Source organism: Streptomyces sp. SD15 (genome assembly GCF_054462255.1).
The window spans coordinates 1-23,397 of sequence record NZ_JBTLMO010000050.1 but is presented as its reverse complement, the minus strand read 5'-3'; the positions used below and the strand labels follow the sequence as shown (position 1 = coordinate 23,397).

Genomic DNA, 23,397 nt, shown 5'->3' with positions numbered 1-23,397 from the left:
CGGGTGTCTGTCAGCCCTTCGCGGACTTCTTCTCCTCGGCGTCCACGATGACCGCCTCGGCGACCTGCTGCATGGACATACGGCGGTCCATCGACGTCTTCTGGATCCACCGGAAGGCGGCGGGCTCGGTCAGGCCGTACTGCGTCTGGAGGACGGACTTCGCACGGTCGACGAGCTTCCGCGTCTCGAGGCGCTGGCTGAGGTCCGCGACCTCCTTCTCCAGCTGCTTCAGCTCCGTGAACCGCGACACGGCCATCTCGATCGCCGGGACGACGTCGCTCTTGCTGAACGGCTTCACGAGGTACGCCATGGCGCCGGCGTCGCGCGCACGCTCCACGAGGTCGCGCTGCGAGAAGGCGGTGAGCATGAGAACGGGGGCGATGCCCTCTTCGGCGATCTTCTCGGCGGCGGAGATGCCGTCCAGCTTCGGCATCTTCACGTCGAGGATCACGAGGTCCGGCTTGTGCTCACGGGCGAGCTCGACGGCCTGCTCGCCATCCCCCGCCTCACCCACGACGGCGTAGCCCTCCTCCTCGAGCATCTCTTTCAGGTCGAGACGGATCAGCGCCTCGTCCTCAGCGATGACGACACGGGTCGTCAGCGGAGGCACGTGCGACTTGTCGTCGTCGGCGACGGGCTGGGGCGACTCGGGGGCGGTCACGGGGGCTCCTCGTTACGGGCCGGGCAGGTAGTGCTGCTTATGCAGCCTACCTAGGGGCGGCGGCCTGCGATGACCCGGTACACTTCCCGACAGTTACGCAGCCAGCCCGGTTGGAGGAACTGGTCAGACTCGCGGCACTCAAAATGCCGTGCCCTTTGGGCATGTGGGTTCGAATCCCACACCGGGCACCTTCAGGAAGAAGCGGATGTTCACGTTCTCGTGAACATCCGCTTTTTACTGCGCATGGTCACGATCAGTGACACACAGTGCTCGCATGAACTTCCACAGCACAGAGGTGCGGCAGAAGGCGCTTACGCTGCTTCACGGAGGCATGCGGAACGCAGCCGTGGCCCGCCAACTCAATGTCCCGGCAGGGACTATCGGGAAGTGGCTGCACGTGGACCGCGCAAAGCGTGGGACACGCCCTGGACGTCACGCCCCGAGGTGTCCCCGGTGTGACGATGAGCCACTCAATGAAGTCGCCTACGCCTATCTGCTTGGCCTGTACCTCGGTGATGGGTGCATCAGCTCTCTCCACAAGGGCGTCTACTTTATGCGTATCGCCTGCGCTGACGCATGGCCAGGGCTCATCGACGCCTGTGCCGAAGCCATGCAGATCCTGCGCCCCGCCAACAAGGTCTTCCGCGTGCAGCGCCAGGGCTGCCAGTACGTCACCTGCTACAGCAAGCACTGGCCTTGCCTGTTCCCTCAGCACGGTCCCGGCAAGAAGCACGAGCGCCCCATCGTCCTCGAACCCTGGCAGCAGCAAATCGTCGATGCTCACCCCTGGGAGTTCGTCCGAGGACTCATCCATTCCGACGGGTGCCGAATCACCAACTGGACGGAGAAAGTCATCGGCGGCCAGCGCAAACGCTACGAATACCCCCGGTACTTCTTCACGAACAAGTCGGCCGACATCACCCGGCTCTTCACGGACACCCTGGACGCACTCGGCGTCGACTGGAAGCAGGCGAACTCACACAACATCTCCGTCGCCAAAAAAGCCTCCGTCGCCCTCATGGACGCCCACGTAGGCCCCAAGTACTGAGGGGCCGCCTACTTGGGACTGTCGTCCTCCCCGATGTGGTGCACCCGTACGAGATTCGTCGTGCCGGAGACCCCGGGCGGGGAGCCGGCCGTGATGACGACGATGTCGCCCTTCTCGCAACGGCCGTAGTTCAGCAGCAGCTCGTCCACCTGGTTGACCATGGCGTCGGTGGAGTTGACGTGAGGGCCGAGGAAGGTTTCCACGCCCCAGGTCAGGCTCAGCTGGGAGCGGGTCGCCGGGTCCGGGGTGAAGGCGAGCAGCGGGATCGGGGAGCGGTAGCGCGACAGACGGCGGACCGTGTCGCCGGACTGGGTGAAGGCGACCAGGAACTTGGCGCCGAGGAAGTCGCCCATCTCGGCGGCCGCGCGGGCGACGGCGCCGCCCTGGGTGCGGGGCTTGTTGCGGTCGGTCAGGGGCGGCAGGCCCTTGGCGAGGATGTCTTCCTCGGCTGCCTCCACGATGCGGGCCATCGTGCGGACCGTCTCGATGGGGTAGTTGCCGACGCTGGTCTCGCCGGACAGCATCACCGCGTCCGTGCCGTCGATGACCGCGTTGGCGACGTCCGAGGCTTCCGCGCGGGTCGGGCGGGAGTTCTCGATCATCGAGTCGAGCATCTGGGTGGCGACGATGACCGGCTTGGCGTTGCGTTTCGCCAGCTTGATGGCGCGCTTCTGGACGATCGGGACCTGCTCCAGGGGCATCTCCACGCCCAGGTCGCCACGCGCGACCATGATGCCGTCGAAGGCGGCGACGATGTCGTCGATCGCGTCGACGGCCTGGGGCTTCTCCACCTTGGCGATGACGGGAAGGCGGCGGCCTTCCTCGCCCATGATGCGGTGGACGTCGTCGATGTCGCGGCCGCTGCGCACGAAGGACAGGGCGATGACGTCGCATCCGATGCGCAGGGCCCAGCGGAGGTCTGCTTCGTCCTTGTCGGAGAGGGCGGGGACGGAGACGGCGACGCCGGGGAGGTTGAGGCCCTTGTGGTCGGAGATCATGCCGCCTTCGACCACGGTGGTGTGGACGCGGGGGCCGTCGACGGTGGTGACCTGGAGGCTGACCTTGCCGTCGTCGACGAGGATGCGCTCACCTGGGGTGACGTCGGAGGCAAGCCCGGAGTACGTCGTACCGCAGGTCTGGCGGTCGCCTTCGATGCCGTCCTCGACGGTGATGGTGAAGGTGTCTCCGCGTTCAAGGAGTACGGGGCCTTCGGTAAAACGGCCGAGTCGGATCTTCGGACCTTGAAGGTCGGCGAGGATTCCGACGCTGCGGCCGGTCTCGTCGGCCGCCTTTCGCACGTGGCGGTAGCGCTCCTCGTGTTCGGCGTAGGTGCCGTGGCTGAGGTTGAGGCGGGCTACGTCCATTCCGGCTTCGACCAGGGCTTTGATCTGGTCGTACGAGTCGGTGGCGGGGCCCAATGTACAGACGATTTTTGCTCGGCGCATGGTTCGAGCCTAGGCCTTACCGGCCGGTAGAGAATTGGCTGTGCATGACTACTCAACCACCTTTGCGTGAAGCCTTCTTGACAACAGTTGAATTGTGCGCCGGGGTGCTCTGATGAGCGGAGGTAGGGATTTCCTGCACCCCGGTTGCATTTATCTACAACTGATTACTCCAGCTGAGGCGGCTCCATCGTGAATCGGGCGTTGACCTGGGCGTAGACGTGCTGGCGCTCGGGTTCGAGGTCGAGGGCCGGAGCTTCCTCGGTGGCGGCGCCCGCCAGGGACATGGCGCGCATGGCTCGGCCGGGGGCGGGGGCGTACGGCTGCGCGTTCTCCGCGCCGATGTCGGCGAGTTCCACCAGGGCCGCGAGGGTGGTGCCGAGGGCTTCGGCGTATTCGCGGGCGCGTTGGACGGCTTCGCGGACCGCTTGCTGGCGGGCTTGGCGGTGGGAGGGTGAGTCGGGGCGCAGGGCCCACCAAGGGCCGTCGACGCGGGTGAGGTCGAGGTCGGCCAGTCGGGTGGTCAGCTCGCCGAGGGCGGTGAAGTCGGTGAGTTCGGCGGTGATGTGGACGCGGCCGTGGTAGGCGCGGATGCGTTCGCCGCGGCCGTGTTTGGCGAGTTCGGGGGTGATGGAGAAGGCGCCGGTTTCGACGCGTTCGACGGCGTCGCCGTAGGACTTGACCAGGTCGAGGGCGGTGGCGTTGCGGCGGGTGAGGTCGGTGAGGGCTTCTCGTCGGTCGGTGCCGCGGGCGCTGATGGTGATGCCGATGCGGGCGATTTCGGGGTCGACTTCGAGGTGGGCTTCGCCGCAGACGGCGATGCGGGGGGAGTCGGGGGTTCCGTAGGGGAGGGCGGGTTGGGGTTCCGCTTCGGTGGGAGCCATACGTCCCACTCTGTCACTCGGGGGGTGGTTGCGGTGCCCTCTGGTCACCAGATCGAAACCTACTGGACCTGTTATGGGGCAGGCGAGTTGGGTGAGAATCTACGCGCGTCGTTGACCTTTCCCGAGGAGCCTGAGACATGCCGTTGAACCGCAGGAAGTTCCTGAAGAAGTCCGCTGTGACGGGTGCGGGTGTCGCGTTGACCGGTGCGGTCGCGGCTCCGTCCGCGCAGGCGGCGGCGCCGGCGGGCAAGAAGCCGTCGAAGTCGAAGCGGTACTCCCTGACGGTGATGGGCACGACGGACCTGCACGGGCATGTCTTCAACTGGGACTACTTCAAGGACGCGGAGTACTCCGACACGGCGGGCAACGCTCAGGGTCTGGCACGGATTTCGACGCTGGTGAACGCGGTGCGCAAGGAGAAGGGCCGTCGCAACACGCTGCTGCTGGACGCTGGTGACACGATCCAGGGCACGCCGCTGACGTACTACTACGCGAAGGTGGACCCGATCACCGCCAAGGGTGGTCCGGTGCACCCGATGGCGCAGGCGATGAATGCCATCGGCTATGACGCTGTGGCGCTGGGCAACCACGAGTTCAACTACGGCATCGAGACGCTGCGGAAGTTCGAGTCGCAGTGCCACTTCCCGCTGCTGGGTGCGAACGCGCTGGACGCGAAGACGCTGAAGCCGGCGTTTCCTCCGTACTTCATGAAGAAGTTCCATGTGCCGGGTGCTCCGGCGGTGAAGGTGGCCGTGCTCGGCCTCACCAACCCGGGTATCGCGATCTGGGACAAGGCGTATGTGCAGGGGAAGTTGACGTTCCCGGGGCTGGAGGAGCAGGCGGCGAAGTGGGTGCCGAAGCTGCGGTCCATGGGTGCGGATGTGGTGGTCGTGTCGGCGCACTCGGGTTCGTCCGGCACGTCGTCGTACGGTGATCAGCTGCCGTACGTCGAGAACTCGGCGGCGCTGGTGGCTCAGCAGGTGCCGGGGATCGACGCGATTCTTGTCGGGCACGCGCACGTGGAGATTCCCGAGCTGAAGGTGACGAACACGGCGTCGGGCAAGACGGTCGTGCTGTCGGAGCCGCTCGCGTATGCGGAGCGGTTGTCGCTGTTCGACTTCGAGTTGGTCTTCGAGAAGGGGAAGTGGCAGGTCGAGTCGGTGGCGGCGTCGGTCCGCAACTCGAACTCGGTGGCCGACGACCCGAGGATCACGAAGCTGCTGAAGGACGAGCACGACGTGGTCGTGGCGTACGTCAATCAGGTGGTCGGCACGGCGACGGAGACGCTGACGACGGTCGAGGCGCGTTACAAGGACGCTCCGATCATCGACCTGATCACGAAGGTGCAGGAGGACGTCGTCAAGGCGGCGCTGGTGGGTACGGAGTATGCGTCGCTGCCGGTCATCGCGCAGGCTTCGCCGTTCTCGCGTACGTCGGAGATCCCGGCCGGGGATGTGACGATCCGGGATCTGTCGAGTCTGTATGTGTACGACAACACGCTGGTCGCGAAGCTGCTGACGGGTGCTCAGGTGCGGGCGTACCTGGAGTACTCGGCGCAGTACTTCGTGCAGACGGCGGCGGGTGAGGTGATCGACACGGCGAAGCTGACCAACGCCGCCAACCGCCCGGACTACAACTACGACTATGTGTCGGGTCTTCAGTACGACATCGACATCGCGCAGGCGGTCGGTTCGCGGATCAAGAATCTGACGTACAACGGTGCGGCGCTGGATGACGCGCAGCAGTTCGTGTTCGCGGTGAACAACTACCGGGCGAACGGTGGTGGCGCGTTCCCGCATGTGGCGTCGGCGAAGGAGCTGTGGGCGGAGTCGACGGAGATTCGTACGCGGATCGCGGAGTGGGTGACGGCGAAGGGTTCGCTGGACCCGAAGGAGTTCGCTTCGGTGGACTGGAAGCTGACGCGTGAGGGTACGCCGGTGTTCTAGGGCTTCGGTGGGGTGAGATCGGCGGCGTCGGCGCGAAAGCGTCGGCGCCGTCGGCGTGTCCGGGCCCCGTCCTTCCGTTATTACCTTCCGTCGACGAGGGGGGTGAGTGTGAGTGCCCTGTTCTGTCGTACGGGTGGGATCTGCGGTTGGGGTTCGAGTCCGAAGGTGGTGAAGGCGGTGCGGGTGGGGAGTGGGTAGGGCTCTTTGCCGGTGAGGGAGTTGAGGATGGTGGCGCTGCGCCAGGCGGCGAGGCCGAGGTCGGGGGTGCCGACGCCGTGGGTGTGGAGTTCGGCGTTCTGGACGTGGATGTGGCAGCCGGAGCCGGTGATGGACGGGTCGAGGACGAGGCGGTACTGGTCGTCGACGCGGGGGCGTTCGGCGCTGTCGCGGCGCAGGTAGGGGTCGAGTCCGGCGAGGATGCGGCCGAGGGGGCGTTCGCGGTAGCCGGTGGCGAGGACGACAGCGTTGGTGGTGAGGCGGGAGCGGGCGCCTTGTTGGGTGTGTTCGAGGTGGAGTTCGATTTTGGTGGTGGCGACGCGTCCGGCGGTGCGGACGGTGACGGCGGGGGTGAGGACGGCGTCGGGCCAGCCGCCGTGGAGGGTGCGGCGGTAGAGCTCGTCGTGGATGGCGGCGATGGTGTCGGCGTCGATGCCTTTGTGGAGTTGCCATTGGGCGGTGACGAGCCGGTCGCGTACGGGTTCGCTGAGGGCGTGGAAGTAGCGGGTGTAGTCGGGGGTGAAGTGTTCGAGGCCGAGTTTGGAGTACTCCATGGGTGCGAACGCTTCGGTGCGGGCGAGCCAGTGGATCTTTTCGTGTCCGGTGGGGCGGTTGCGCAGGAGGTCGAGGAAGATTTCGGCGCCTGATTGGCCCGCCCCGATGACGGTGATGTGTTCGGCGGTGAGGAAGCGTTCGCGGTGGGCGAGGTAGTCCGCGGCGTGGATGACGGGGACGCCGGGGGCTTCGGCGAGGGGTTTGAGGGGTTCGGGGATGTGGGGGGCGGTGCCGATGCCGAGGACGATGTTGCGGGTGTAGGCGCGTCCGAGGGCTTCGGCTTCTGCGTCGGTGTCGAGTTGGGTGAAGTCGACTTCGAACAGGGCGCGTTCGGGGTTCCAGCGGACGGCGTCGATCTGGTGGCCGAAGTGGAGTCCGGGGAGGTTGTCCGCGACCCAGCGGCAGTAGGCGTCGTATTCGGCGCGTTGGATGTGGAAGCGCTCGGCGAAGTAGAAGGGGTAGAGGCGGTCGCGGGCCTTGAGGTAGTTGAGGAAGGACCAGGGGTTTGCGGGGTCGGCGAGGGTGACCAGGTCGGCGAGGAAGGGGACTTGGAGGGTGGCGCCGTCGATGAGGAGGCCGGGGTGCCAGTCGAAGCCGGGGCGTTGTTCGTAGAAGGCGGTGTCGAGTTCGGGGAGGGGGTGGGCGAGGGCGGCGAGGGAGAGGTTGAACGGGCCGATGCCGATGCCGACGAGGTCGCGGGGTGCTTCGGGTTCGTGGCGTGGGGGGAGAGGCGTCGGGCTCATCGGGGTGTGTGTCCTTCCACCAGTTTCAGGAGCGTGGCCAGGTCGCCCGGCCGGGTGTGCGGGTTGAGGAGGGTGGCTTTGAGCCAGAGGCGGTTGTCGAGCCGGGCGCGGCCGAGGACGGCGCGGCCGTCGTGGAGGAGTTTTCGGCGTACGGCGGCGACGGTTTCGTCGGTGGCTTCGGTGGGTCGGAACAGGACGGTGCTGAGGGTGGGCGGGTCGTAGAGTTCGAAGCCGGGGTGTGCTTCGACGAGGTCGGCCAGTTCGTGGGCGTGGGCGCAGACTTGGTCGACGAGGGCGCCGAGGCCGCGTCGTCCGAGGGTTTTGAGGGTGACGGCGATTTTGAGGATGTCGGGGCGTCGGGTGGTGCGCAGGGAGCGGCCGAGGAGGTCGGGGAGGCCTGCTTCGGTGTCGTCGTCGGCGTTGAGGTAGTCGGCGCGGTGTTGGAGTGCGGTGAGGTCGTGTGCGTCGCGTACGGCGAGGAGGCCTGCGGCGACGGGTTGCCAGCCGAGTTTGTGCAGGTCGAGGGTGACGGTGTGGGCGCGGTGGAGTCCGTCGAGTTTGGCGCGGTGGCGGTCGCTGAAGAGGAGGCCTCCGCCGTAGGCGGCGTCGATGTGGAGGCGGGCTCCGTGGGCGGCGCAGAGGTCGGCGATGTCGGGCAGGGGGTCGATGAGCCCGGCGTCGGTGCTGCCTGCGGTGGCGGCAACAAGAAGGGGGCCGTGCAGTTCGCCCAGGGCTTCGTCGAGGGCGGCGGGGTCCATGGTGCCGGCGGGGGCGGGTACGAGGACGGGGTCGGGCAGGCCGAGCAGCCAGGCGGCGCGGTGCAGGCTGTGGTGGGCGTTGGCTCCGCAGATGAGCTGCACTCCGCTGTGGGCTTCTCGGGCGAGGAGGAGGGCGAGTTGGTTGGACTCGGTGCCGCCGGTGGTGACCAAGGCGTCGCCTGCGGCCCCGTACACCTCCTGTGTCAGGGCCTGGGTGACGAGGGTTTCCAGTTCCGAGGCGGCCGGGGCCTGGTCCCAGGAGTCGAGGGACGGGTTGAGGGCGCTGACGGCGAGGTCGGCGGCGGTGGCGACGGCGAGGGGTGGGCAGTGCAGGTGGGCGGCGCACAGGGGGTCGGCGGGGTCGGCGGCGCCTTCGGCGAGGGTGCGGACGAGGGTTCGTAGGGCGTCGTGGGTTCCCTGCTGGGGCAGTACGTCGCCGACGGCGTCCCGTACGCGGCGCGCCACCTCCTCCGGGCCTCCCGCGGGCAGTGGTCCCCCGCGGGCCTCGCCTCCGTCTCGCAGGGCGTCGAGCACGGTTTCGAGCAGGGGCCGCAGTGCGTCGGGGCCTTCGGGGCCTGAGGCGAGGGGCGGCGTGCTCATGGGGTGTCCTCCGGTGGGCGCGCGGCAGGGGGAGTACAAGCCTGTACGGGGAGGGGGGCGGCGCGCCCTGAAAGGTCAACGATCCGACCCGAAAGGGGGTACTGCCGTGCGGAGGAAATGTGGGCGGGGCAGCGGGGGTGCTACGCGGGTTCGTCGTAGCTGGGGTGGAGTTCCTCGCCCCCGCCGCCCCTACCCGTCCCATCCGTCCCTGGGGGCTCCGCCCCAGACCCCCGCCTTCGCCCGAAGGGCTCGTCCTCAAACTCCCCCAAGCTCTCGGCTTCGCTCGACCAGGGGGACCCCCATGACGGGCTGGATGGTGCCGGCCTGCGCTGACAGCAGCGCCCCTTCAGGGGCGCGGGGAACTGCGCGAGCAGCCCCCGCCCACCCGCAGCCGACGGACACCCTCGGCGTCCGGTGCGAAGCCCCTGTCGCGTCGGCTAGACGTTCCGTACCTTCAGTGCCCTTTCCAGGTCGTCGAGTTGGTCGACGAGTTTGCGGCGCAGGGCCGGGATGGGGTCGGCTTCGCGCAGGCAGGTTTCGCCGAGGGTGAGGGTTTCGGGGGTGATGGCGTGGGCGGGGAAGGCCCAGCGTCCGGCGGCTTCGGCGATGGCGGGGCCACGGCGGGCGGCGAGGGCTACGGCGTCGGGCCAGTAGCGCTTGACGTACTCCCGTACGAGGTCGGCCTGTTCGGGCTGCCAGAAGCCCTGGGCGGTCGCTGTGAAGAGGTAGTTGGAGAGGTCGTCGGTCGCGAACATCTCCTCCCAGGCGCGGCGTTTGGCCTCCGGGTCGGGCAGGGCGGCGCGGCAGCGGGCGGCGCCTTCCTGGCCGGTGGCGCTGGGGTCCTGGACGAGTTCGGCGTCGATGACGGCGTCGTCGATGGCGCCGAGGACGGCGAGGCGGCCGAGGATGCGCCAGCGCAGCTCGGGGTCGAGTTCGGGGCCGCCGGGGACGGTGCCTTCGGAGAACCAGGCGCTGATGGTGTCGGGGTGGGCGGCGACGTCGATGTAGTGGCGTACGGCGGTGAGGCGTAGGCCGGGGTTGGAGCCGTCCTCGGTGCGGCGGATCAGGTCGCGGCACAGGTCGGTGAGGGTGGCGAGGGCGGTGGGGCGGTCCTCGGGGGCGAGATAGCGGTCGGCGACGTGGGTCGCCGCGAAGGACAGGACGCCCTGGACGAGGGCGAGGTCGGTCTCGCGTGGGAGGTGGGCGCGGGCGGCTTCCACGTAGGCCATGGCGGGGAGTTCGCCGTCGCGTACGGCGTCGCGCAGGGCGTTCCAGACGACGGCGCGGGTGAGGGGTTCGGGCAGGCCGGAGAGACGGGTGCGGACGGCGTCGAGGGACTCGGCGTCGAAGCGGATCTTGGCGTAGGTGAAGTCGCCGTCGTTGAGGAGGACGAGGGCGGGGCGTGGGCCGACGGCGCTGATGCCGATGTCGCCGGTGGCGGGGAGGTCCGCCTCCAGGCGCTTGCGCAGGGTCAGGAGGCGCGCGTCGTGGAGGTCGTGGTCGTAGACGCCGATGGTGATGCGGTGCGGGCGCCTGCCGCCGGGCGACTCGAGGGTGGTGAGGTGGGTGAGGCCGTGGCGGTTCTGGGCGGGGTCGGGCTTGGACCAGACTCCGGCGCTGGGATTGTGCCGGATGTCGAGGTGCCAGTTTCCGTCCTCGGCTCGGACTTCGGGGGTGAGGGTGTCGACGCCGGTGGTGCGCAGCCAGGAGTCTGCCCAGGCGTGTACGTCGCGTTCGGTGGCGGAGGCGAGGTTGTCGATGAAGTCGGCGAGGGTGGCGTTGGCGAATTTGTGGCGGGCGAAGTGGGTGTTGATGCCGGCGAGGAAGTCCTTCTCGCCGAGCCAGGCCACCAGTTGCCTGAGGGCGGAGGCGCCCTTGGCGTAGGAGATGCCGTCGAAGTTGAGCATGGCGGACGCGGTGTCGGGGACGGCGTGGGGGTCGGGGGCGACGGGGTGGGTGGAGGGGCGCTGGTCGGCGTCGTAGCCCCAGGGTTTGCGGGTGACGCCGAAGTCGGTCCAGGTGCCCGTGAAGCGGGTGGCTTCGGTGAGGGTCTGGTAGCCCATGTACTCGGCGAAGGACTCGTTCAGCCAGATGTCGTCCCACCAGCGCAGGGTGACGAGGTCGCCGAACCACATGTGGGCCATTTCGTGGGCGATGACCATGGCGCGGGTCTGGCGCTCGGTGTCGGTGACGGCGGAGCGGTAGACGAATTCGTCGCGGAAGGTGACGAGGCCGGGGTTTTCCATGGCGCCGGCGTTGAATTCGGGGACGAACGCCTGGTCGTAGGAGTCGAAGGGGTAGGGCTCGTCGAATTTCTCGTGGTAACGGTCGAAGCAGGCGCGGGTGACGTCGAGGATCTCGTCGGCGTCGGCGTCGAGGTAGGGGGCGAGGGAGCGGCGGCAGTGGATACCGAAGGGCAGGCCGCGGTGTTCGGTGCGTACGGAGTGCCAGGGGCCGGCGGCGACGGCGACGAGGTAGGTGGAGATCAGCGGGGTGGGCGCGGCCTGCCAGCGGCCCTCTCCGAGGTGTTCGGTGACGCCGTTGGCGAGGACGGTCCAGCCGTCGGGGGCGGTGACGGACAGGGCGAAGACGGCCTTCAGGTCGGGCTGGTCGAAGGCGGCGAAGACGCGCTGGACGTCTTCCATGAAGAGCTGGGTGTAGAGGTAGGTCTCGCCGTCGGTGGGGTCGGTGAAGCGGTGCATGCCCTCGCCGGTGCGGGAGTAGCGCATGGCGGCGTCGATGCGCAGTTCGTGCTCGCCGGTGGTGAGGCCTTTGAGGGGCAGCCGGTTCTCGTCGAGTGTCTCGGGGTCGAGGGGCTGTCCGTCGAGGGTGACGGAGCGCAGTTCGGCGGGCTTCAGCTCGACGAAGGTGTCCGCGTCGGCGCGGGCGGTGAACCGGATGACGGTCAGGGAGTCGAAGGTGTCGTCCCCGCTGGTCAGGTCGAGTTCGATCCCGTAGTGGTGGACGTCGAGGAGCTTGGCACGGGTCTGCGCTTCGTCGCGCGTCAGTACGGACATGGGGACATGCTGCCTGATGGGTCGGACAGGGCACAGAGGTAGTCCGTTATGCGGCGTATGTACCCGATGGCTGCGGCGTATGCGCCCTGTGTTGACCCCTTGCGTTGACCCTTTGTGTTGCCCCTGGGTTACGGGGTGCGGTCCTGCTTGAGCGCCCTGTCGTGGGCGTCGCGTTGCACGGGGACGCGGGTGTCGGGGCGCGGCAGGGCGGCACGGAGTTCGCGCAGTTCCGCCAGGACGGCCTGGTGGCGTTGATGGGCGTCGTACAGGTAGCGGACCTTGGTGCGCAGGGCCCAGGGGTCGACGGGTTTCATGACGAGGTCGGCGACGCCGAGGCCGAAGGCGGTGGCGGTCAGTTCGGTGTCCGGGCCGAAACCGGTGAGCAGGATGATCGGGATGTGCTGCGTCTGCTCGACGCGCCGCATGTAGCGCACGACGTCCAGACCGCTGACGCCGGGCATGCGCACGTCGAGGAGGAGCAGTCCGACCTGGCCGCGCAGGACCTCCTTGAGGGCCTCGTCGCCGCTGGTGGCGCGGCTGACGAGGTAACCCAGCGGGGCCAGGGCGCTCTCGAGCGCGTACAGCGTGTCCTCATGGTCGTCGACGATGAGGATCTTGGCATCCGACGGCATGGCCCGACGTCCCCTCGTGACACCTGGCAGGGGGTGTTCAGCGCAGGATGCACGCCGGGGGCGCCTGGTGTCACTCCCCTGTGTCGGCGGCGTGGGGATCGGCGCCGTCCGCGATGCGCTCGTGGTGGCGGATGACCTCGGCGATGATGAAATTCAGCAGTTTTTCCGCGAAGGCCGGATCCAGTTTGGCGTTCTCGGCGAGGCGGCGCAGCCGGGCGATCTGGTGGGCCTCGCGGGACGGGTCGGCGGGCGGCAGCTGGTGGGCGGCTTTGAGGTGGCCGACCTGTTGGGTGCATTTGAAGCGTTCGGCGAGCATGTGGACCACGGCGGCGTCGATGTTGTCGATGCTGTCGCGCAGCCGGGCGAGTTCGGCGCGCACGGCGGGGTCGACGCCGGTTTTCGCCGCGTCGGTGTTGTCAGTGCTGTCAGTGGTGCTGCCGGTGGTGTTGTCGTTGGTGTTGCTGATGGTCATGGTGACCAACCCTATGCGGCTAGCGGGTGCCGCGGCCGCCGGGCAGGGTGCGGGCCTGCTGCTCGCGGAAGCGGACGGGAGCCATGCCGACGCGGCGGGTGAACAGGCGGGAGAAGTACGCGGGATCGTCGTAGCCGACGCGTCTGGCCACTGCGGCGACGGGGAGTTCGGTGGCGGCGAGGAGTTCCTTGGCGCGGCCCAGACGGATGCCGAGGAGGAAGTCCTTGGGGCTGCGGCCGGCGGCGCGGCGGACGGCGGTGCGCAGTTCGGCGGGGGTCATGCCGTGCCGGGCGGCGTGCTCGGCGACGGACAGGGGCTGGAAGGCGTCGCGGGCGAGGGCGTGCAGGACCGGGTCGCCGTCGGGGGCGAGGTCGGCGCGGGCGCGGCGCAGCGCGACGAGGAGTTCGTGGACGGCGGCGCCGGTCTCGACCTCCAGGAGGGGGTTGCCGCGGCGGGCGGCGCGGGCGATGCGGCCGACGGTGGCGCGGGGGCCCGCCGCGTCGGAGAGCGGCACGACGGGGCGGTCCGGTTCGATGTAGCCGAGTTCGGTGTACGTGGCTGCCGCGGGCCCGGTGAAACTGACGAAGCACTCGTCCCAGCTGGGGTCGGGCCCGTAGTGGTGCGGTACGCCGGGGCTGAGCCAGATCAGGGCGGGCGCGGTGACGGTGTGGCGGTGTCCGTCGATGCCGCGCAGCCAGCCGCTGCCCGCGCTGACGACAACGGCCACGTGGTGGTCGAGGGTGCGCGGTCCGACGACGGGCAGTTCCCCGTGCTGGAGACCGACGCCGAGACAGGCGAGGCCGAGCCGGTGGTGGACGGGAGCGGGGGTGAAGTACCGCATCCAGGTGTGGTACATCCGCTGCCCACCCTCCTTTCCGGTCGGCATCACTCTTTGGTCCAACCAGCGCTGATCTTTGTCCATGGACGCGGCTGCCGCCAGGGGCGAGGGTGGACGGATGAGCGAGTTCACGGTGGGGGACACGGATTTTCTGCTGGACGGGCGGCCGGTGCGGCTGCTGTCCGGTGCGCTGCACTACTTCCGGGTGCGCGAGGAGCAGTGGGGGCATCGGCTCGGGATGCTGCGGGCGATGGGGCTCAACTGTCTGGAGACGTACGTTCCGTGGAATTTTCACGAGCCGCGCCCGGGCGACTTCCGTGACGTCGAGGCGCTGGGCCGGTTCCTGGACGCGGCGCGGGAGGCGGGGCTGTGGGCGATCGTGCGTCCGGGGCCCTACATCTGCGCGGAGTGGGAGAACGGCGGGCTGCCGCACTGGCTGACGGGCCGGGCGCGTACCAGGGACGCGGAGTATCTGCGGCATGTGGAGCGCTGGTTCGCTCGGCTCCTGCGCGAGATCGTGCCGCGGCAGATCGACCGTGGTGGGCCGGTGCTGATGGTGCAGGTCGAGAACGAGTACGGCAGCTACGGCTCCGACCAGGTGTATCTGCGCCGTCTCGCCGACCTGCTGCGCGCCGAGGGTGTTCGTGTCCCGCTGTTCACCTCGGACGGGCCCGAGGACCACATGCTCAGCGGCGGTTCGGTTCCCGGCGTGCTGGCGACCGTCAATTTCGGCTCCGGCGCGCGCGAGGGGTTCGAGACGCTGCGTCGGTACCGGCCCGAGGGCCCGCTGATGTGCATGGAGTTCTGGTGCGGCTGGTTCGACCGCTGGGGCGGCGATCATGTCGTACGCGATCCGCTGGACGCCGCGGACGCGCTGCGCGAGATCCTGGAGTGCGGGGCGTCGGTCAACCTGTACATGGCGCACGGTGGGACGAACTTCGCGGGGTGGGCGGGCGCGAACCGCGGTGGCGGCGCGCTCCATGACGGGCCCCTGGAGCCGGATGTCACCTCGTACGACTACGACGCGCCCATCGATGAACTCGGGCGCCCCACGGAGAAGTTCTGGCGCCTGCGGGAGGTGCTGGCCGAGTACGCGGACGGGCCGCTGCCCGACCTGCCGCCGGCGCCCGTGGTGCTCGGCGGCTCCGTGACGGTGGACCTTCATGGCTGGGCCCGCCTGGACGCCGTACTGGAGACGCTGGGCGGTCCGGAGGGACCGGAGGGCGGCTATCCCGTCCCGCCCACCTTCGAGGAACTCGATGTGGACCGGGGGCTGGTCAGGTACGAGGTGACCGTGCCCGGACCCCGGCAGCCGTACCCGCTGATCCTGCGCGGGCTGCGCGATCTGGCGGTGGTGTATGTCGACGGGGTGGCGGCCGGGGTGCTCACCGAGGACGACCCGCAGCTGAAGGAGTCCGTCGCGGGGCACGCGCGCGTGGAGATGTGGGTGGAGTCCCTGGGGAGGGTCAACTACGGGCCGCGGTCGGGCGAGCCGAAGGGCATCACCGGGGGTGTCCTGCACGAGCGGCAGTATGTGCACGGGGTGCGGGCGCGCGGGCTGCGCCTCGACGCGTTCGACGACGGTGTCGGCCGGGTGCCGTTCGAAGGGCTTCCGCCTCAGGGCGCCCGCGGCCTGTACCGCGGCACCGTCGAGGTGCGCGGCGCCGGAGACGCCCTCCTCGAACTCCCCGGCTGGACCCGGGGGTTCGTGTGGGTCAACGGGTTCAATCTGGGCCGGTACTGGTCGGTCGGCCCGCAGCGGTCGTTGTACGTCCCCGGGCCGGTGCTGCGCGAGGGGGTCAATGAGGTGTGGATCCTGGAGCTTCAGGAGGCGTCGGGGGCTTCGGTGGTACTCCAGAGCCCGAGCCCGACTCCGGGAGGTCGGTCGGACGCGGACTGACGGAGGCGGCGTTCAGCGTCTTGCGGAAGTCCCCGTCCTTGGCACCGCCCTGCAACGACGCGGTGGCCGGGGGGCGGTTCGTCGCCGGGCGGCACCCGTGCGGCCCGGGTGGCACCCAGGTGTGGACGTGAGGGGGCGTGGCGTGCGCCCGCCCCTCCGATCGCCGGAACCCCGCCTAGAGTGGAGTGGCAAGTGCTGGCGCCTACAGGGGGTGCGGACGTGGCGAACGGCGGACCCGTCGAGCACGGCTACCCGCATCTGGACACGGTGCGGGCGGCGATCACCGCGCTCTACAAGCGGCTCTCGTACGACACCATCCACACCTTCTCGACCAGCGTGGCCCCCGCCGACGTGGCCTTCGGCGACACCGACGACCTGTACCTGGGCGCCCAGCGCGTGGCCCACGAGATGGTGCGCCACTACCACCTCCCGGACGCCCGGATGATCACCAGCTTCCGCGAGATGACGCACGCGGCGAACGTCGAACTCACCGCGGGCCCCGAATACTTCATCGAACTCAACGACCGCTTCCGCACCCACCGCAGGGACATCGGCGCGGCCCTCGCCCACGAGGTGATGCACGTCTATCTGCACCGCCTCGATCTCTCCTTCCCCGGCACCCGCGACAACGAGATCCTCACGGACACCGCGGCGACGTACCTCGGCGCGGGCTGGCTGCTTCTCGACGCCTACCGCGAGGACTCGGCCTCCTCGCAGAAGCTCGGCTACCTCACCCCGGAGGAGTTCGGCTATGTCCTCGCCAAACGCGCTCTGGTCTTCGGTGAGGACCCGTCGATCTGGTTCACCAGCCCGCAGGCGTACACGGCGTACACGAAGGGCATGGCGCAGGCCCGCCGTGACGAGCAACAGCCTCCGCTGACCGCGGCCGGCTGGGTGGGCCGGCACCGTTACGCGAAGGACCGGCGCCACGCCCAGGACCACCACGCCCCGGGCCTCCACCCCGGCGCCCCCTACGCGTTCACCCCCGACAGCCGCGGCCCCCTGCGTGTGTCCTTCCCCTGCCCGACCTGCCACCAGCGGATCAGAGTGCCGGTGCGGGGCCGGGTACGGGCCCGCTGCACGCTGTGCCGGACGGTACTGGAGTGCGACACGTAAGTGGTGAGGCACAACACCACGGAAAACTTTGCCTCCCGCGCCCTTCGCGAGCGAGGGTCGAGGGATGAGCACGAAAGAGCCCGCGGCACGTCTCTTCGCCGCGGTGTACGACGGTGACGAGGACACGGTCGTACGGCTGCTGCGATCCGGAGTCGGCGCGGAGTCGGTGGACGAGGACGGCCAGACGGTGCTGTATCTGGCGGCGGTCAGCGACCAGCCCGGCATCGTACGACTGCTGCTGGCCGCGGGTGCCGAGCCCGACCGGCTCAGCCAGGGCACGGATGCGCCGCTGTGCGGGGCGGCGTGCGGCGGGCACACGGAAGTCGTACGCGCCCTGTTGGCGGCCGGGGCCGGTCCGCACACGGTGGAGGCGTTCGGGTTCACGGCGCTGACGTGGGCCGTGCGACGGGGCCAGGTGGCGGTGGTGACGGAGCTCCTCGCGGGCGGCGCCGATCCCGACCGCCCGGGCCCGACCGGTGAGCCCCCACTCGTCGCGGCCGCCCGCCGCGGCTCGCCCGGCTGTGTACGCGCCCTCCTGCGGGGCGGAGCGCGGGCGCGGTCCGCGGCCCTCGCCGAGGCCCACCGCCTGCTCACTCTCGACGTGGAGAGCGAACTGCGCACGGGCCTGGAACAGACCTACGGCCCCGGCCACCCGTCAGCCACCCACCGCTACCCGGAGGACGGCGGCATCACCATCGAGGTCCAGCTCCTCGATCCCTCCGGGCACCCGGTGGCCGGCAACGACCAGCAGACGGGCCACGCCGCGATCGCCACCCTCCTCGAGACGTCCCTCGGCATCGCCGCCCCCACCGCGGAACTGGCCGCCCGCGCCCTGCGCTGCGCCGACCCCGACAACGACGACTGGACCGAGGCGGCAACCGCGCTCGGCCGCCGCGCCGACGAGGAGACCTTCCAGGCCGCGGCCCTGTGGTGCGGCAGCCCGGACCCGCTCCGACAGGCCTTTGGAGCGGACGTACTGGGCCGACTGAGGACGCCTGAGCCGTAGCCGTCGCCACCGGTCGGCACCATCCAGCCCGTCCGACGTGAGGACGAGCCCTTCGGGCGAAGGCGGGGGTTCAGGGGGCTCAGCGCCCCGGGCGGGGGTCTGGGGGCGCAGCCCCCGGGCAGGGGTCTGGGGGCGCAGCCCCCGGGCAGGGGTCTGGGGGCGCAGCCCCCAGGGGACGGGACTGGGTAGGGGCGGCGGGGGCGACCTCCCTCGGACCGCAGCAAGCCGATCACCCCGCCCCGTACACCACCCCCGGAACCTCCGCCTCCGCCAGCAGCTTCAGTGCCGTCTCCCCGGCCTCGGCCGGACTCCAGCGCGCCCCCTTGTCCGCACTCGGCCCCGGCCGCCAGCCCTCCATGACGGTGATCCGGCCGCCCTCGACCTCGAAGACACGGCCGGTGACACCGGCACCGGCGGCGGATCCGAGCCAGACGACCAGCGGCGAGACGTTCTCGGGCGCCATCCCGTCGAAAGAACCGGCGCCCGCGTCGGCGCCCGGCGCCGCCATCATCTCCGCGAAGGTCCGCTCGGTCATCCGCGTGCGGGCCGCGGGGGCGATCGCGTTGACCTGAACCCCGTAGCGCCCCATCTCGGCCGCGGCAACCAGGGTCAGCCCGATGATCCCGGCCTTGGCGGCGCTGTAGTTCCCCTGCCCGACCGACCCCAGCAGACCCGCTCCGCTGCTGGTGTTGACCACTCGGGCCCGCGGCGCCCGCCCCGCCTTCGCCGCCGCCCGCCAGTGCGCCGCCGCGTGCTTCAGCGGCAGGAAATGCCCTTTCACGTGCACGCGCATGACCGCGTCCCAGTCGTCCTCGTCGAGGTTGACCAGCATCCGGTCGCGCAGGAAACCCGCGTTGTTGACGAGGGTGTCGAGGCGGCCGTACGTCTCCAGGGCGGTGTGGATGAGGGACGCGGCGCCGTCGGTCGTGGCGACGTCGCCGCCGTGGGCCACCGCTTCCCCGCCCACCGCGCGGATCTCGTCCACGACCCGCGCGGCCGGGCTGTCCGGGTCGGGCGTGCCGTCGAGGCCGACCCCGAGGTCGTTCACGACGATCCGCGCGCCCTCGGCGGCGTACGCGAGCGCGTGCGCCCGGCCGAGCCCGCGCCCCGCGCCCGTGACGATCACGACGCGCCCCTCGCACAACAGCGGTGCGCTCATCTCAGGTCTCCTCCGTGGCTTTGTTGGCGGTGGCGGCGTCGAGAAAGGCGGGCCGCTCCCCACCGCCGTGGACGAGCAGCGAGGCCCCGCTGATGTACCTGGCCGCGTCCGAGGCGAGGAAGACGGCAGCCTCGCCGATGTCGGACGGGTCGGCGAGGCGGCCCAGCGGGACGGTGCGGGAGACGGCGGCTATGCCGTCCTCGCCCCCGTAGTGCAGATGGGACAGCTCGGTGCGGACCATGCCGACGATCAGGGTGTTGACCCGGATGTCGGGGGCCCACTCGACGGACATCGAACGGGCCAGGTTCTCCAGGCCCGCCTTGGCGGCCCCGTACGCCGCCGAACCGGGCGAGGGGCGTGTCCCGCTCACGCTGCCGATCATCACGATCGAGCCCTGGGCCCGCTCGAGGTGGTCGTACGCGGCGAGCGAGGCGGTCAGCGGGGCGGTGAGGTTGAGCTCGATCACGCGCGCGTGGCGTTCGGCGTCGGCCTGGACGAGCGGACGGTACGGGGCGCCGCCCGCGTTGTTGACCAGCACGTCGAGTCGGGGCAGCGCGGCGAAGAAGGCGTGCACGGCGGGCGGGTCGCGCAGGTCGACGGACGCGAATTCGATTCCCTCCAGCGGGACTTCCGGGGGCCTGCGCGCACAGACCACCACCTCCGCGCCCGCCTTGACGAAGGCCCGCGCGATGCCGGCTCCGACGCCGCGGGTGCCGCCCGTGACGACGACGGTCCTGCCTCCGAGATCCATGGTGCCGACGTTGTCCACAGGGCCTCCCGCGCGGATGCAATCGCTGCTAGCTTCGAGATTGCACCTAACAAACGTTTGGTGGAAAGGTGTTGAGTGGAAGGTAGCTGATGCGCCCATGGGTGTCTCCACCTCGTCCCCGGAAAAGGGGATTTCCGTCGTCACGGTCGACTTCCCACCGGTGAACGCGCTGCCGGTGCGGGGCTGGTTCGAGCTGGCCGACGCCGTCCGCGCGGCAGGCCGCGACCCCGGGATCCGGTGCGTCGTGCTCACGGCCGAGGGGCGCGGGTTCAACGCGGGCGTGGACATCAAGGAGATACAGCGCGACCCGGCGGGCCCTCGCACGCTCATCGGGGCCAATCGCGGCTGCTTCGAGGCCTTCGCCGCGGTGTACGAGTGCGAGGTGCCCGTCGTCGCGGCGGTGCACGGCTTCTGTCTGGGCGGGGGGATCGGGCTGGTGGGGAACGCGGACGCGATCGTGGCGAGCGAGGACGCGACCTTCGGCCTGCCCGAGCTGGACCGCGGCGCCCTGGGCGCGGCCACGCATCTGGCCCGCCTGGTCCCCCAGCACCTGATGCGCGCGCTGTACTACACCTCGCGCACGGCGACCGCGGCCGAGCTGCACGCGCACGGCTCGGTGTGGCGGGTCGTGGCGCGCCAGGAACTCCCCGGCGCCGCCCTGGAGTTGGCGCGCGAGATAGCGGCCAAGGACGGCGAGCTGATCCGGCTCGCCAAGGCCGCGATCAACGGCATCGATCCCGTGGACGTGCGCCGCAGCTACCGCTTCGAGCAGGGCTTCACCTTCGAGGCCAACCTCAGCGGGGTCGCCGACCGGGTCCGCGCCGGCTTCGGCGAGGAGGCCGCCCGGTGAGCGACAAGACCATGTCGGCACACGAGGCGGTCGGCCGGCTGGAGAGCGGGATGACGCTGGGCATCGGCGGCTGGGGGTCGCGCCGCAAGCCGATGGCCCTGGTGAGAGCGCTGCTCCGGTCCAGCATCACCGATCTCACCGTCGTCTCGTACGGCGGGCCGGACGTCGGCCTGCTCGCCGCCGCCGGACGGATCCGCACCCTCGTCACCGCCTTCACGACCCTCGACTCGATCCCGCTCGAACCGCACTACCGCGCGGCACGCGAGCGCGCGGCCTTCGAGCTGAGGGAGGTCGACGAGGCGATGTTCCTGTGGGGCCTGCAGGCCGCCGCGAACCGGCTGCCCTTCCTCCCCGTCCGGGCCGGCCTCGGTTCGGACGTGATGCGGGTCAACCCCGCGCTGCGGACGGTCACTTCGCCGTACGAGGACGGCGAGACGTTCGTCGCCATGCCCGCCCTCCGCCTGGACGCGGCCCTGGTCCACATGAACCGCGCGGACCGCCTGGGCAACGGCCAGTACCTGGGCCCGGACCCGTACATGGACGACCTGTTCTGCGAGGCGGCCGACACGGCGTACGTCTCCTGTGAACGGATCGTCGACACGGCCGAGCTGACCAAGGAGGCCGCACCGCAGACGCTGCTGCTCAAGCGGTCGAGCGTGACGGGAGTCGTCGAGACGCCCAACGGCGCGCACTTCACGTCGTGCGCCCCCGACTACGGACGCGACGAGCCCTTCCAGAAGCTGTACGCCACCACGCCGTACGCCGAGTTCGCCGAGCGGTTCCTCTCCGGCGACGAACAGGACTACCAGTCCGCCGTGCGGGCCTGGCACAAGGAGCAGCGATGAGCCCCGCCACCGCGGTCACCCGCACGCCTACTCCCCCGCCCACCCGCTCCGAGTACTGCGTGATCGCCTGCGCCGAGGCGTGGCGGGACAACGGCGAAGTGCTCGCGAGCCCGATGGGCCCGATCCCGTCCATCGGCGCCCGCCTCGCCAAGCACACCTTCTCCCCCGACCTGCTGCTGACCGACGGCGAGGCCATGCTGGTCGGCCTCGACGGCACCCTGGAGGGCTGGCTGCCCTACCGTCAGCACCTCACCATGGTGACCGGCGGGCGCCGGCACGTGATGATGGGCGCGAGCCAGCTCGACCGCTACGGCAACCAGAACATCTCCTGCATCGGCGACTGGTCCCGACCCGGGCGCCAGCTGCTGGGGGTGCGCGGCGCCCCGGTCAACACCCTGAACAATCCGACCAGTTACTGGGTCCCGAAGCACTCCCCGCGCGTCTTCGTCGCCCACGTCGACATGGTGTGCGGGGTGGGGTACGACCGTGCCGCCGCCGCGGGCCCGAGCGCCACCCGCTTCCACCGCATCCCGCGTGTGGTGACCGACCTCGGGGTCTTCGACTTCGCGACCCCCGACCGCTCGATGCGCCTCGCCTCGTTGCATCCGGGCGTCACCGTCGAGCGGGTGCGGGAGGCGACGGGCTTCGAGCTGTACGTCCCCGACGAGGTGCTGTACACACGTGAACCGACCCCACTGGAGCTGGAGTTGATCCGCGAGGTCATCGACCCGGGCAGCGCCCGGGACCGTGAGGTCGTCGATCCCGGTGCCCCTCGCGTCGGTGAGGCCGGGCGCTGATGGAGACCGCACTCACCCGCCTCGTCGGCGTCCGTCACCCCCTCGTGCAGACCGGCATGGGGTGGGTGGCCGGGCCCCGCCTGGTCTCCGCGACGGCGAACGCGGGCGCGCTGGGCATCCTGGCCTCCGCGACGATGACGCTCGACCACCTGCGCGACGCCGTACGGGAGGTCAAGTCCCGTACGGACGCGCCGTTCGGGGTGAATCTGCGCGCCGACGCCGGGGACGCGGGCGACCGGGTGCGGATCGTCATCGACGAGGGGGTGCGTGTGGCGTCCTTCGCCCTCGCCCCCTCCCGCGAGCTGATCGCCGAGCTGAAGGAGGCGGGCGTGGTCGTCGTCCCGTCCGTCGGGGCGCGTCGGCACGCCGAGAAGGTGGCCGCCTGGGGTGCCGACGCGGTGATCGTGCAGGGCGGCGAGGGCGGCGGACACACCGGGGAGGTGGCGACGACGGTGCTGCTGCCGCAGGTGGTGGACGCGGTGGAGATCCCGGTGGTGGCGGCGGGCGGCTTCCACGACGGGCGGGGGCTGGTGGCCGCGCTGGCGTACGGGGCGGCGGGCATCGCCATGGGCACCCGCTTCCTGCTCACGTCCGACTCGACGGTCCCGGACGCGGTGAAGGCGAGATACCTGGCGGCGACGGTCAAGGACGTCATGGTCACGACGGCCGTGGACGGACTCCCGCACCGCATGCTGCGTACGGACCTCGTGGACGCCCTGGAGAAGTCCGGCCGCACCAGGGCCCTCGTCCACGCCCTGCGCCGAGCGGCCGGCTTCAAGAAGATCTCCGGCCTCTCCTGGTCACGGATGATCCACGACGGCCTCGCCATGAAGCACGGCAAGGACCTGTCCTGGAGCCAGGTCCTGCTCGCGGCCAACACGCCGATGCTGCTGCGTGCCTCGATGGTCGAGGGGCGCACGGATCTGGGGGTGATGGCGTCGGGGCAGGTCGCCGGGGTGATCGACGACCTGCCGTCGTGCGCGGAGCTTGTCGACCGGGTGATGGCGGAAGCGGAGGTGATTCTTCGCGGCCTTCCCACCCCTCGTCGCGACGTGTACCGCACGCTCTAGGTGTATTGACCCGCAGGGTTGTTGACGCGGCTGATCGGGGGCTGGCCTTCGAGTGCGGTGTGGCAGCGATGGT

The 23,397-nt window shown here is 70.2% G+C and carries 20 protein-coding genes and 1 tRNA gene; 10 read left to right on the top strand and 11 right to left on the bottom strand.

The genetic code is table 11. The features are described 5' to 3' along the window. Window positions 1-10: 10 nt before the first annotated feature. Window positions 11-661, bottom strand: a complete 651-nt coding sequence (locus ACX28W_RS34915; protein WP_459004016.1) for an ANTAR domain-containing response regulator — start codon at window positions 659-661, stop codon at window positions 11-13. Window positions 662-765: 104 nt separating this feature from the next. Here ACX28W_RS34915 and ACX28W_RS34910 point away from each other — a divergent pair. After that, window positions 766-849: transfer RNA gene (locus ACX28W_RS34910), tRNA-Leu, on the top strand. Window positions 850-935: 86 nt separating this feature from the next. Continuing rightward, a complete protein-coding gene (locus ACX28W_RS34905) occupies window positions 936-1,709 on the top strand; it encodes a transposase (protein WP_459004015.1) in 774 nt (257 codons plus the stop codon). 8 nt (window positions 1,710-1,717) lie between these two features. Here ACX28W_RS34905 and pyk read toward each other — a convergent pair whose 3' ends face one another. After that, window positions 1,718-3,154: a pyruvate kinase gene (gene pyk / locus ACX28W_RS34900; protein ID WP_459004014.1), complete on the bottom strand. Its 1,437-nt coding sequence runs from the start codon at window positions 3,152-3,154 to the stop codon at window positions 1,718-1,720. 164 nt (window positions 3,155-3,318) lie between these two features. Beyond that, the gene (locus ACX28W_RS34895) at window positions 3,319-4,035 is read right to left on the bottom strand and encodes an SIMPL domain-containing protein (RefSeq protein ID WP_459004013.1); all 717 of its coding nucleotides are present in this window, start codon (window positions 4,033-4,035) and stop codon (window positions 3,319-3,321) included. Window positions 4,036-4,172: 137 nt separating this feature from the next. Between ACX28W_RS34895 and ACX28W_RS34890 the strand changes: the two genes are divergently transcribed. Continuing rightward, entirely contained in the window at window positions 4,173-5,981 is a 1,809-nt protein-coding gene (locus ACX28W_RS34890; RefSeq protein WP_459004012.1) for a bifunctional metallophosphatase/5'-nucleotidase, read from the top strand. An 80-nt stretch (window positions 5,982-6,061) separates the two neighbouring features. Here ACX28W_RS34890 and ACX28W_RS34885 read toward each other — a convergent pair whose 3' ends face one another. The 6 genes from ACX28W_RS34885 to ACX28W_RS34860 all read right to left on the bottom strand — a co-directional run bounded on the left by ACX28W_RS34885 (window position 6,062) and on the right by ACX28W_RS34860 (window position 13,830). After that, window positions 6,062-7,495: a lysine N(6)-hydroxylase/L-ornithine N(5)-oxygenase family protein gene (locus ACX28W_RS34885; RefSeq protein WP_459004011.1), complete on the bottom strand. Its 1,434-nt coding sequence runs from the start codon at window positions 7,493-7,495 to the stop codon at window positions 6,062-6,064. Beyond that, a complete protein-coding gene (locus ACX28W_RS34880) occupies window positions 7,492-8,853 on the bottom strand; it encodes a pyridoxal phosphate-dependent decarboxylase family protein (RefSeq protein ID WP_459004010.1) in 1,362 nt (453 codons plus the stop codon). Before ACX28W_RS34880 ends, ACX28W_RS34885 begins: the two co-directional genes overlap by 4 nt. 437 nt (window positions 8,854-9,290) lie before the next feature. Further along, window positions 9,291-11,870, bottom strand: coding sequence for an aminopeptidase N (gene pepN / locus ACX28W_RS34875; RefSeq protein WP_459004009.1), 2,580 nt, complete (start codon window positions 11,868-11,870; stop codon window positions 9,291-9,293). 128 nt (window positions 11,871-11,998) lie between these two features. Then, complete coding sequence (locus tag ACX28W_RS34870; RefSeq protein ID WP_459004008.1) at window positions 11,999-12,502, bottom strand: response regulator; 504 nt, start codon at window positions 12,500-12,502, stop codon at window positions 11,999-12,001. Window positions 12,503-12,572: 70 nt separating this feature from the next. Then, a complete protein-coding gene (locus ACX28W_RS34865; RefSeq protein ID WP_459004007.1) occupies window positions 12,573-12,974 on the bottom strand; it encodes a chorismate mutase in 402 nt (133 codons plus the stop codon). Window positions 12,975-12,993: 19 nt separating this feature from the next. Further along, complete coding sequence (locus tag ACX28W_RS34860) at window positions 12,994-13,830, bottom strand: helix-turn-helix transcriptional regulator (protein WP_459004048.1); 837 nt, start codon at window positions 13,828-13,830, stop codon at window positions 12,994-12,996. Between the two features lie 100 nt (window positions 13,831-13,930). Between ACX28W_RS34860 and ACX28W_RS34855 the strand changes: the two genes are divergently transcribed. The 3 genes from ACX28W_RS34855 to ACX28W_RS34845 all read left to right on the top strand — a co-directional run bounded on the left by ACX28W_RS34855 (window position 13,931) and on the right by ACX28W_RS34845 (window position 17,834). Further along, window positions 13,931-15,712, top strand: a complete 1,782-nt coding sequence (locus tag ACX28W_RS34855) for a glycoside hydrolase family 35 protein (protein ID WP_459004006.1) — start codon at window positions 13,931-13,933, stop codon at window positions 15,710-15,712. A 219-nt stretch (window positions 15,713-15,931) separates the two neighbouring features. Then, window positions 15,932-16,828, top strand: coding sequence for a hypothetical protein (locus tag ACX28W_RS34850; RefSeq protein WP_459004005.1), 897 nt, complete (start codon window positions 15,932-15,934; stop codon window positions 16,826-16,828). Between the two features lie 64 nt (window positions 16,829-16,892). Continuing rightward, the gene (locus ACX28W_RS34845; RefSeq protein WP_459004004.1) at window positions 16,893-17,834 is read left to right on the top strand and encodes an ankyrin repeat domain-containing protein; all 942 of its coding nucleotides are present in this window, start codon (window positions 16,893-16,895) and stop codon (window positions 17,832-17,834) included. Window positions 17,835-18,063: 229 nt separating this feature from the next. Here ACX28W_RS34845 and ACX28W_RS34840 read toward each other — a convergent pair whose 3' ends face one another. Together ACX28W_RS34840 and ACX28W_RS34835 are read right to left on the bottom strand one after the other, a co-directional pair. Then, entirely contained in the window at window positions 18,064-18,993 is a 930-nt protein-coding gene (locus tag ACX28W_RS34840) for an SDR family oxidoreductase (protein WP_459004003.1), read from the bottom strand. Between the two features lies 1 nt (window position 18,994). Next, on the bottom strand, window positions 18,995-19,744 hold the full coding sequence (locus ACX28W_RS34835; protein WP_459004047.1) for an SDR family oxidoreductase: 750 nt from the start codon (window positions 19,742-19,744) through the stop codon (window positions 18,995-18,997). Window positions 19,745-19,859: 115 nt separating this feature from the next. Between ACX28W_RS34835 and ACX28W_RS34830 the strand changes: the two genes are divergently transcribed. Genes ACX28W_RS34830 through ACX28W_RS34815 form a run of 4 tightly spaced genes read left to right on the top strand, consistent with a single transcriptional unit; the run spans window position 19,860 to window position 23,324 of the window. Further along, entirely contained in the window at window positions 19,860-20,612 is a 753-nt protein-coding gene (locus ACX28W_RS34830; protein ID WP_459004002.1) for an enoyl-CoA hydratase family protein, read from the top strand. Further along, entirely contained in the window at window positions 20,609-21,457 is an 849-nt protein-coding gene (locus ACX28W_RS34825; RefSeq protein WP_459004001.1) for a CoA transferase subunit A, read from the top strand. The genes ACX28W_RS34830 and ACX28W_RS34825 overlap by 4 nt, the downstream gene beginning before the upstream one ends. Beyond that, the gene (locus ACX28W_RS34820; protein ID WP_459004000.1) at window positions 21,454-22,254 is read left to right on the top strand and encodes a CoA-transferase subunit beta; all 801 of its coding nucleotides are present in this window, start codon (window positions 21,454-21,456) and stop codon (window positions 22,252-22,254) included. Before ACX28W_RS34825 ends, ACX28W_RS34820 begins: the two co-directional genes overlap by 4 nt. Then, on the top strand, window positions 22,254-23,324 hold the full coding sequence (locus ACX28W_RS34815; protein ID WP_459003999.1) for an NAD(P)H-dependent flavin oxidoreductase: 1,071 nt from the start codon (window positions 22,254-22,256) through the stop codon (window positions 23,322-23,324). The genes ACX28W_RS34820 and ACX28W_RS34815 overlap by 1 nt, the downstream gene beginning before the upstream one ends. Window positions 23,325-23,397: the final 73 nt, after the last annotated feature.

Excerpts from the sequence above, each read along its gene's own strand:
- ACX28W_RS34905 (WP_459004015.1), top strand. The coding sequence starts at position 936 with ATGAACTTCCACAGCACAGAGGTGCGGCAGAAGGCGCTTACGCTGCTT.
- ACX28W_RS34895 (WP_459004013.1), bottom strand. The coding sequence starts at position 4,035 with ATGGCTCCCACCGAAGCGGAACCCCAACCCGCCCTCCCCTACGGAACC.
- ACX28W_RS34865 (WP_459004007.1), bottom strand. The coding sequence starts at position 12,974 with ATGACCATCAGCAACACCAACGACAACACCACCGGCAGCACCACTGAC.
- ACX28W_RS34815 (WP_459003999.1), top strand. The coding sequence starts at position 22,254 with ATGGAGACCGCACTCACCCGCCTCGTCGGCGTCCGTCACCCCCTCGTG.
- pyk (WP_459004014.1), bottom strand. The coding sequence starts at position 3,154 with ATGCGCCGAGCAAAAATCGTCTGTACATTGGGCCCCGCCACCGACTCG.
- pepN (WP_459004009.1), bottom strand. The coding sequence starts at position 11,870 with ATGTCCGTACTGACGCGCGACGAAGCGCAGACCCGTGCCAAGCTCCTC.
- ACX28W_RS34885 (WP_459004011.1), bottom strand. The coding sequence starts at position 7,495 with ATGAGCCCGACGCCTCTCCCCCCACGCCACGAACCCGAAGCACCCCGC.
- ACX28W_RS34890 (WP_459004012.1), top strand. The coding sequence starts at position 4,173 with ATGCCGTTGAACCGCAGGAAGTTCCTGAAGAAGTCCGCTGTGACGGGT.
- ACX28W_RS34855 (WP_459004006.1), top strand. The coding sequence starts at position 13,931 with ATGAGCGAGTTCACGGTGGGGGACACGGATTTTCTGCTGGACGGGCGG.
- ACX28W_RS34835 (WP_459004047.1), bottom strand. The coding sequence starts at position 19,744 with ATGGATCTCGGAGGCAGGACCGTCGTCGTCACGGGCGGCACCCGCGGC.
- ACX28W_RS34845 (WP_459004004.1), top strand. The coding sequence starts at position 16,893 with ATGAGCACGAAAGAGCCCGCGGCACGTCTCTTCGCCGCGGTGTACGAC.
- ACX28W_RS34870 (WP_459004008.1), bottom strand. The coding sequence starts at position 12,502 with ATGCCGTCGGATGCCAAGATCCTCATCGTCGACGACCATGAGGACACG.
- ACX28W_RS34860 (WP_459004048.1), bottom strand. The coding sequence starts at position 13,830 with ATGTACCACACCTGGATGCGGTACTTCACCCCCGCTCCCGTCCACCAC.
- ACX28W_RS34820 (WP_459004000.1), top strand. The coding sequence starts at position 21,454 with ATGAGCCCCGCCACCGCGGTCACCCGCACGCCTACTCCCCCGCCCACC.
- ACX28W_RS34840 (WP_459004003.1), bottom strand. The coding sequence starts at position 18,993 with ATGAGCGCACCGCTGTTGTGCGAGGGGCGCGTCGTGATCGTCACGGGC.
- ACX28W_RS34830 (WP_459004002.1), top strand. The coding sequence starts at position 19,860 with ATGGGTGTCTCCACCTCGTCCCCGGAAAAGGGGATTTCCGTCGTCACG.
- ACX28W_RS34880 (WP_459004010.1), bottom strand. The coding sequence starts at position 8,853 with ATGAGCACGCCGCCCCTCGCCTCAGGCCCCGAAGGCCCCGACGCACTG.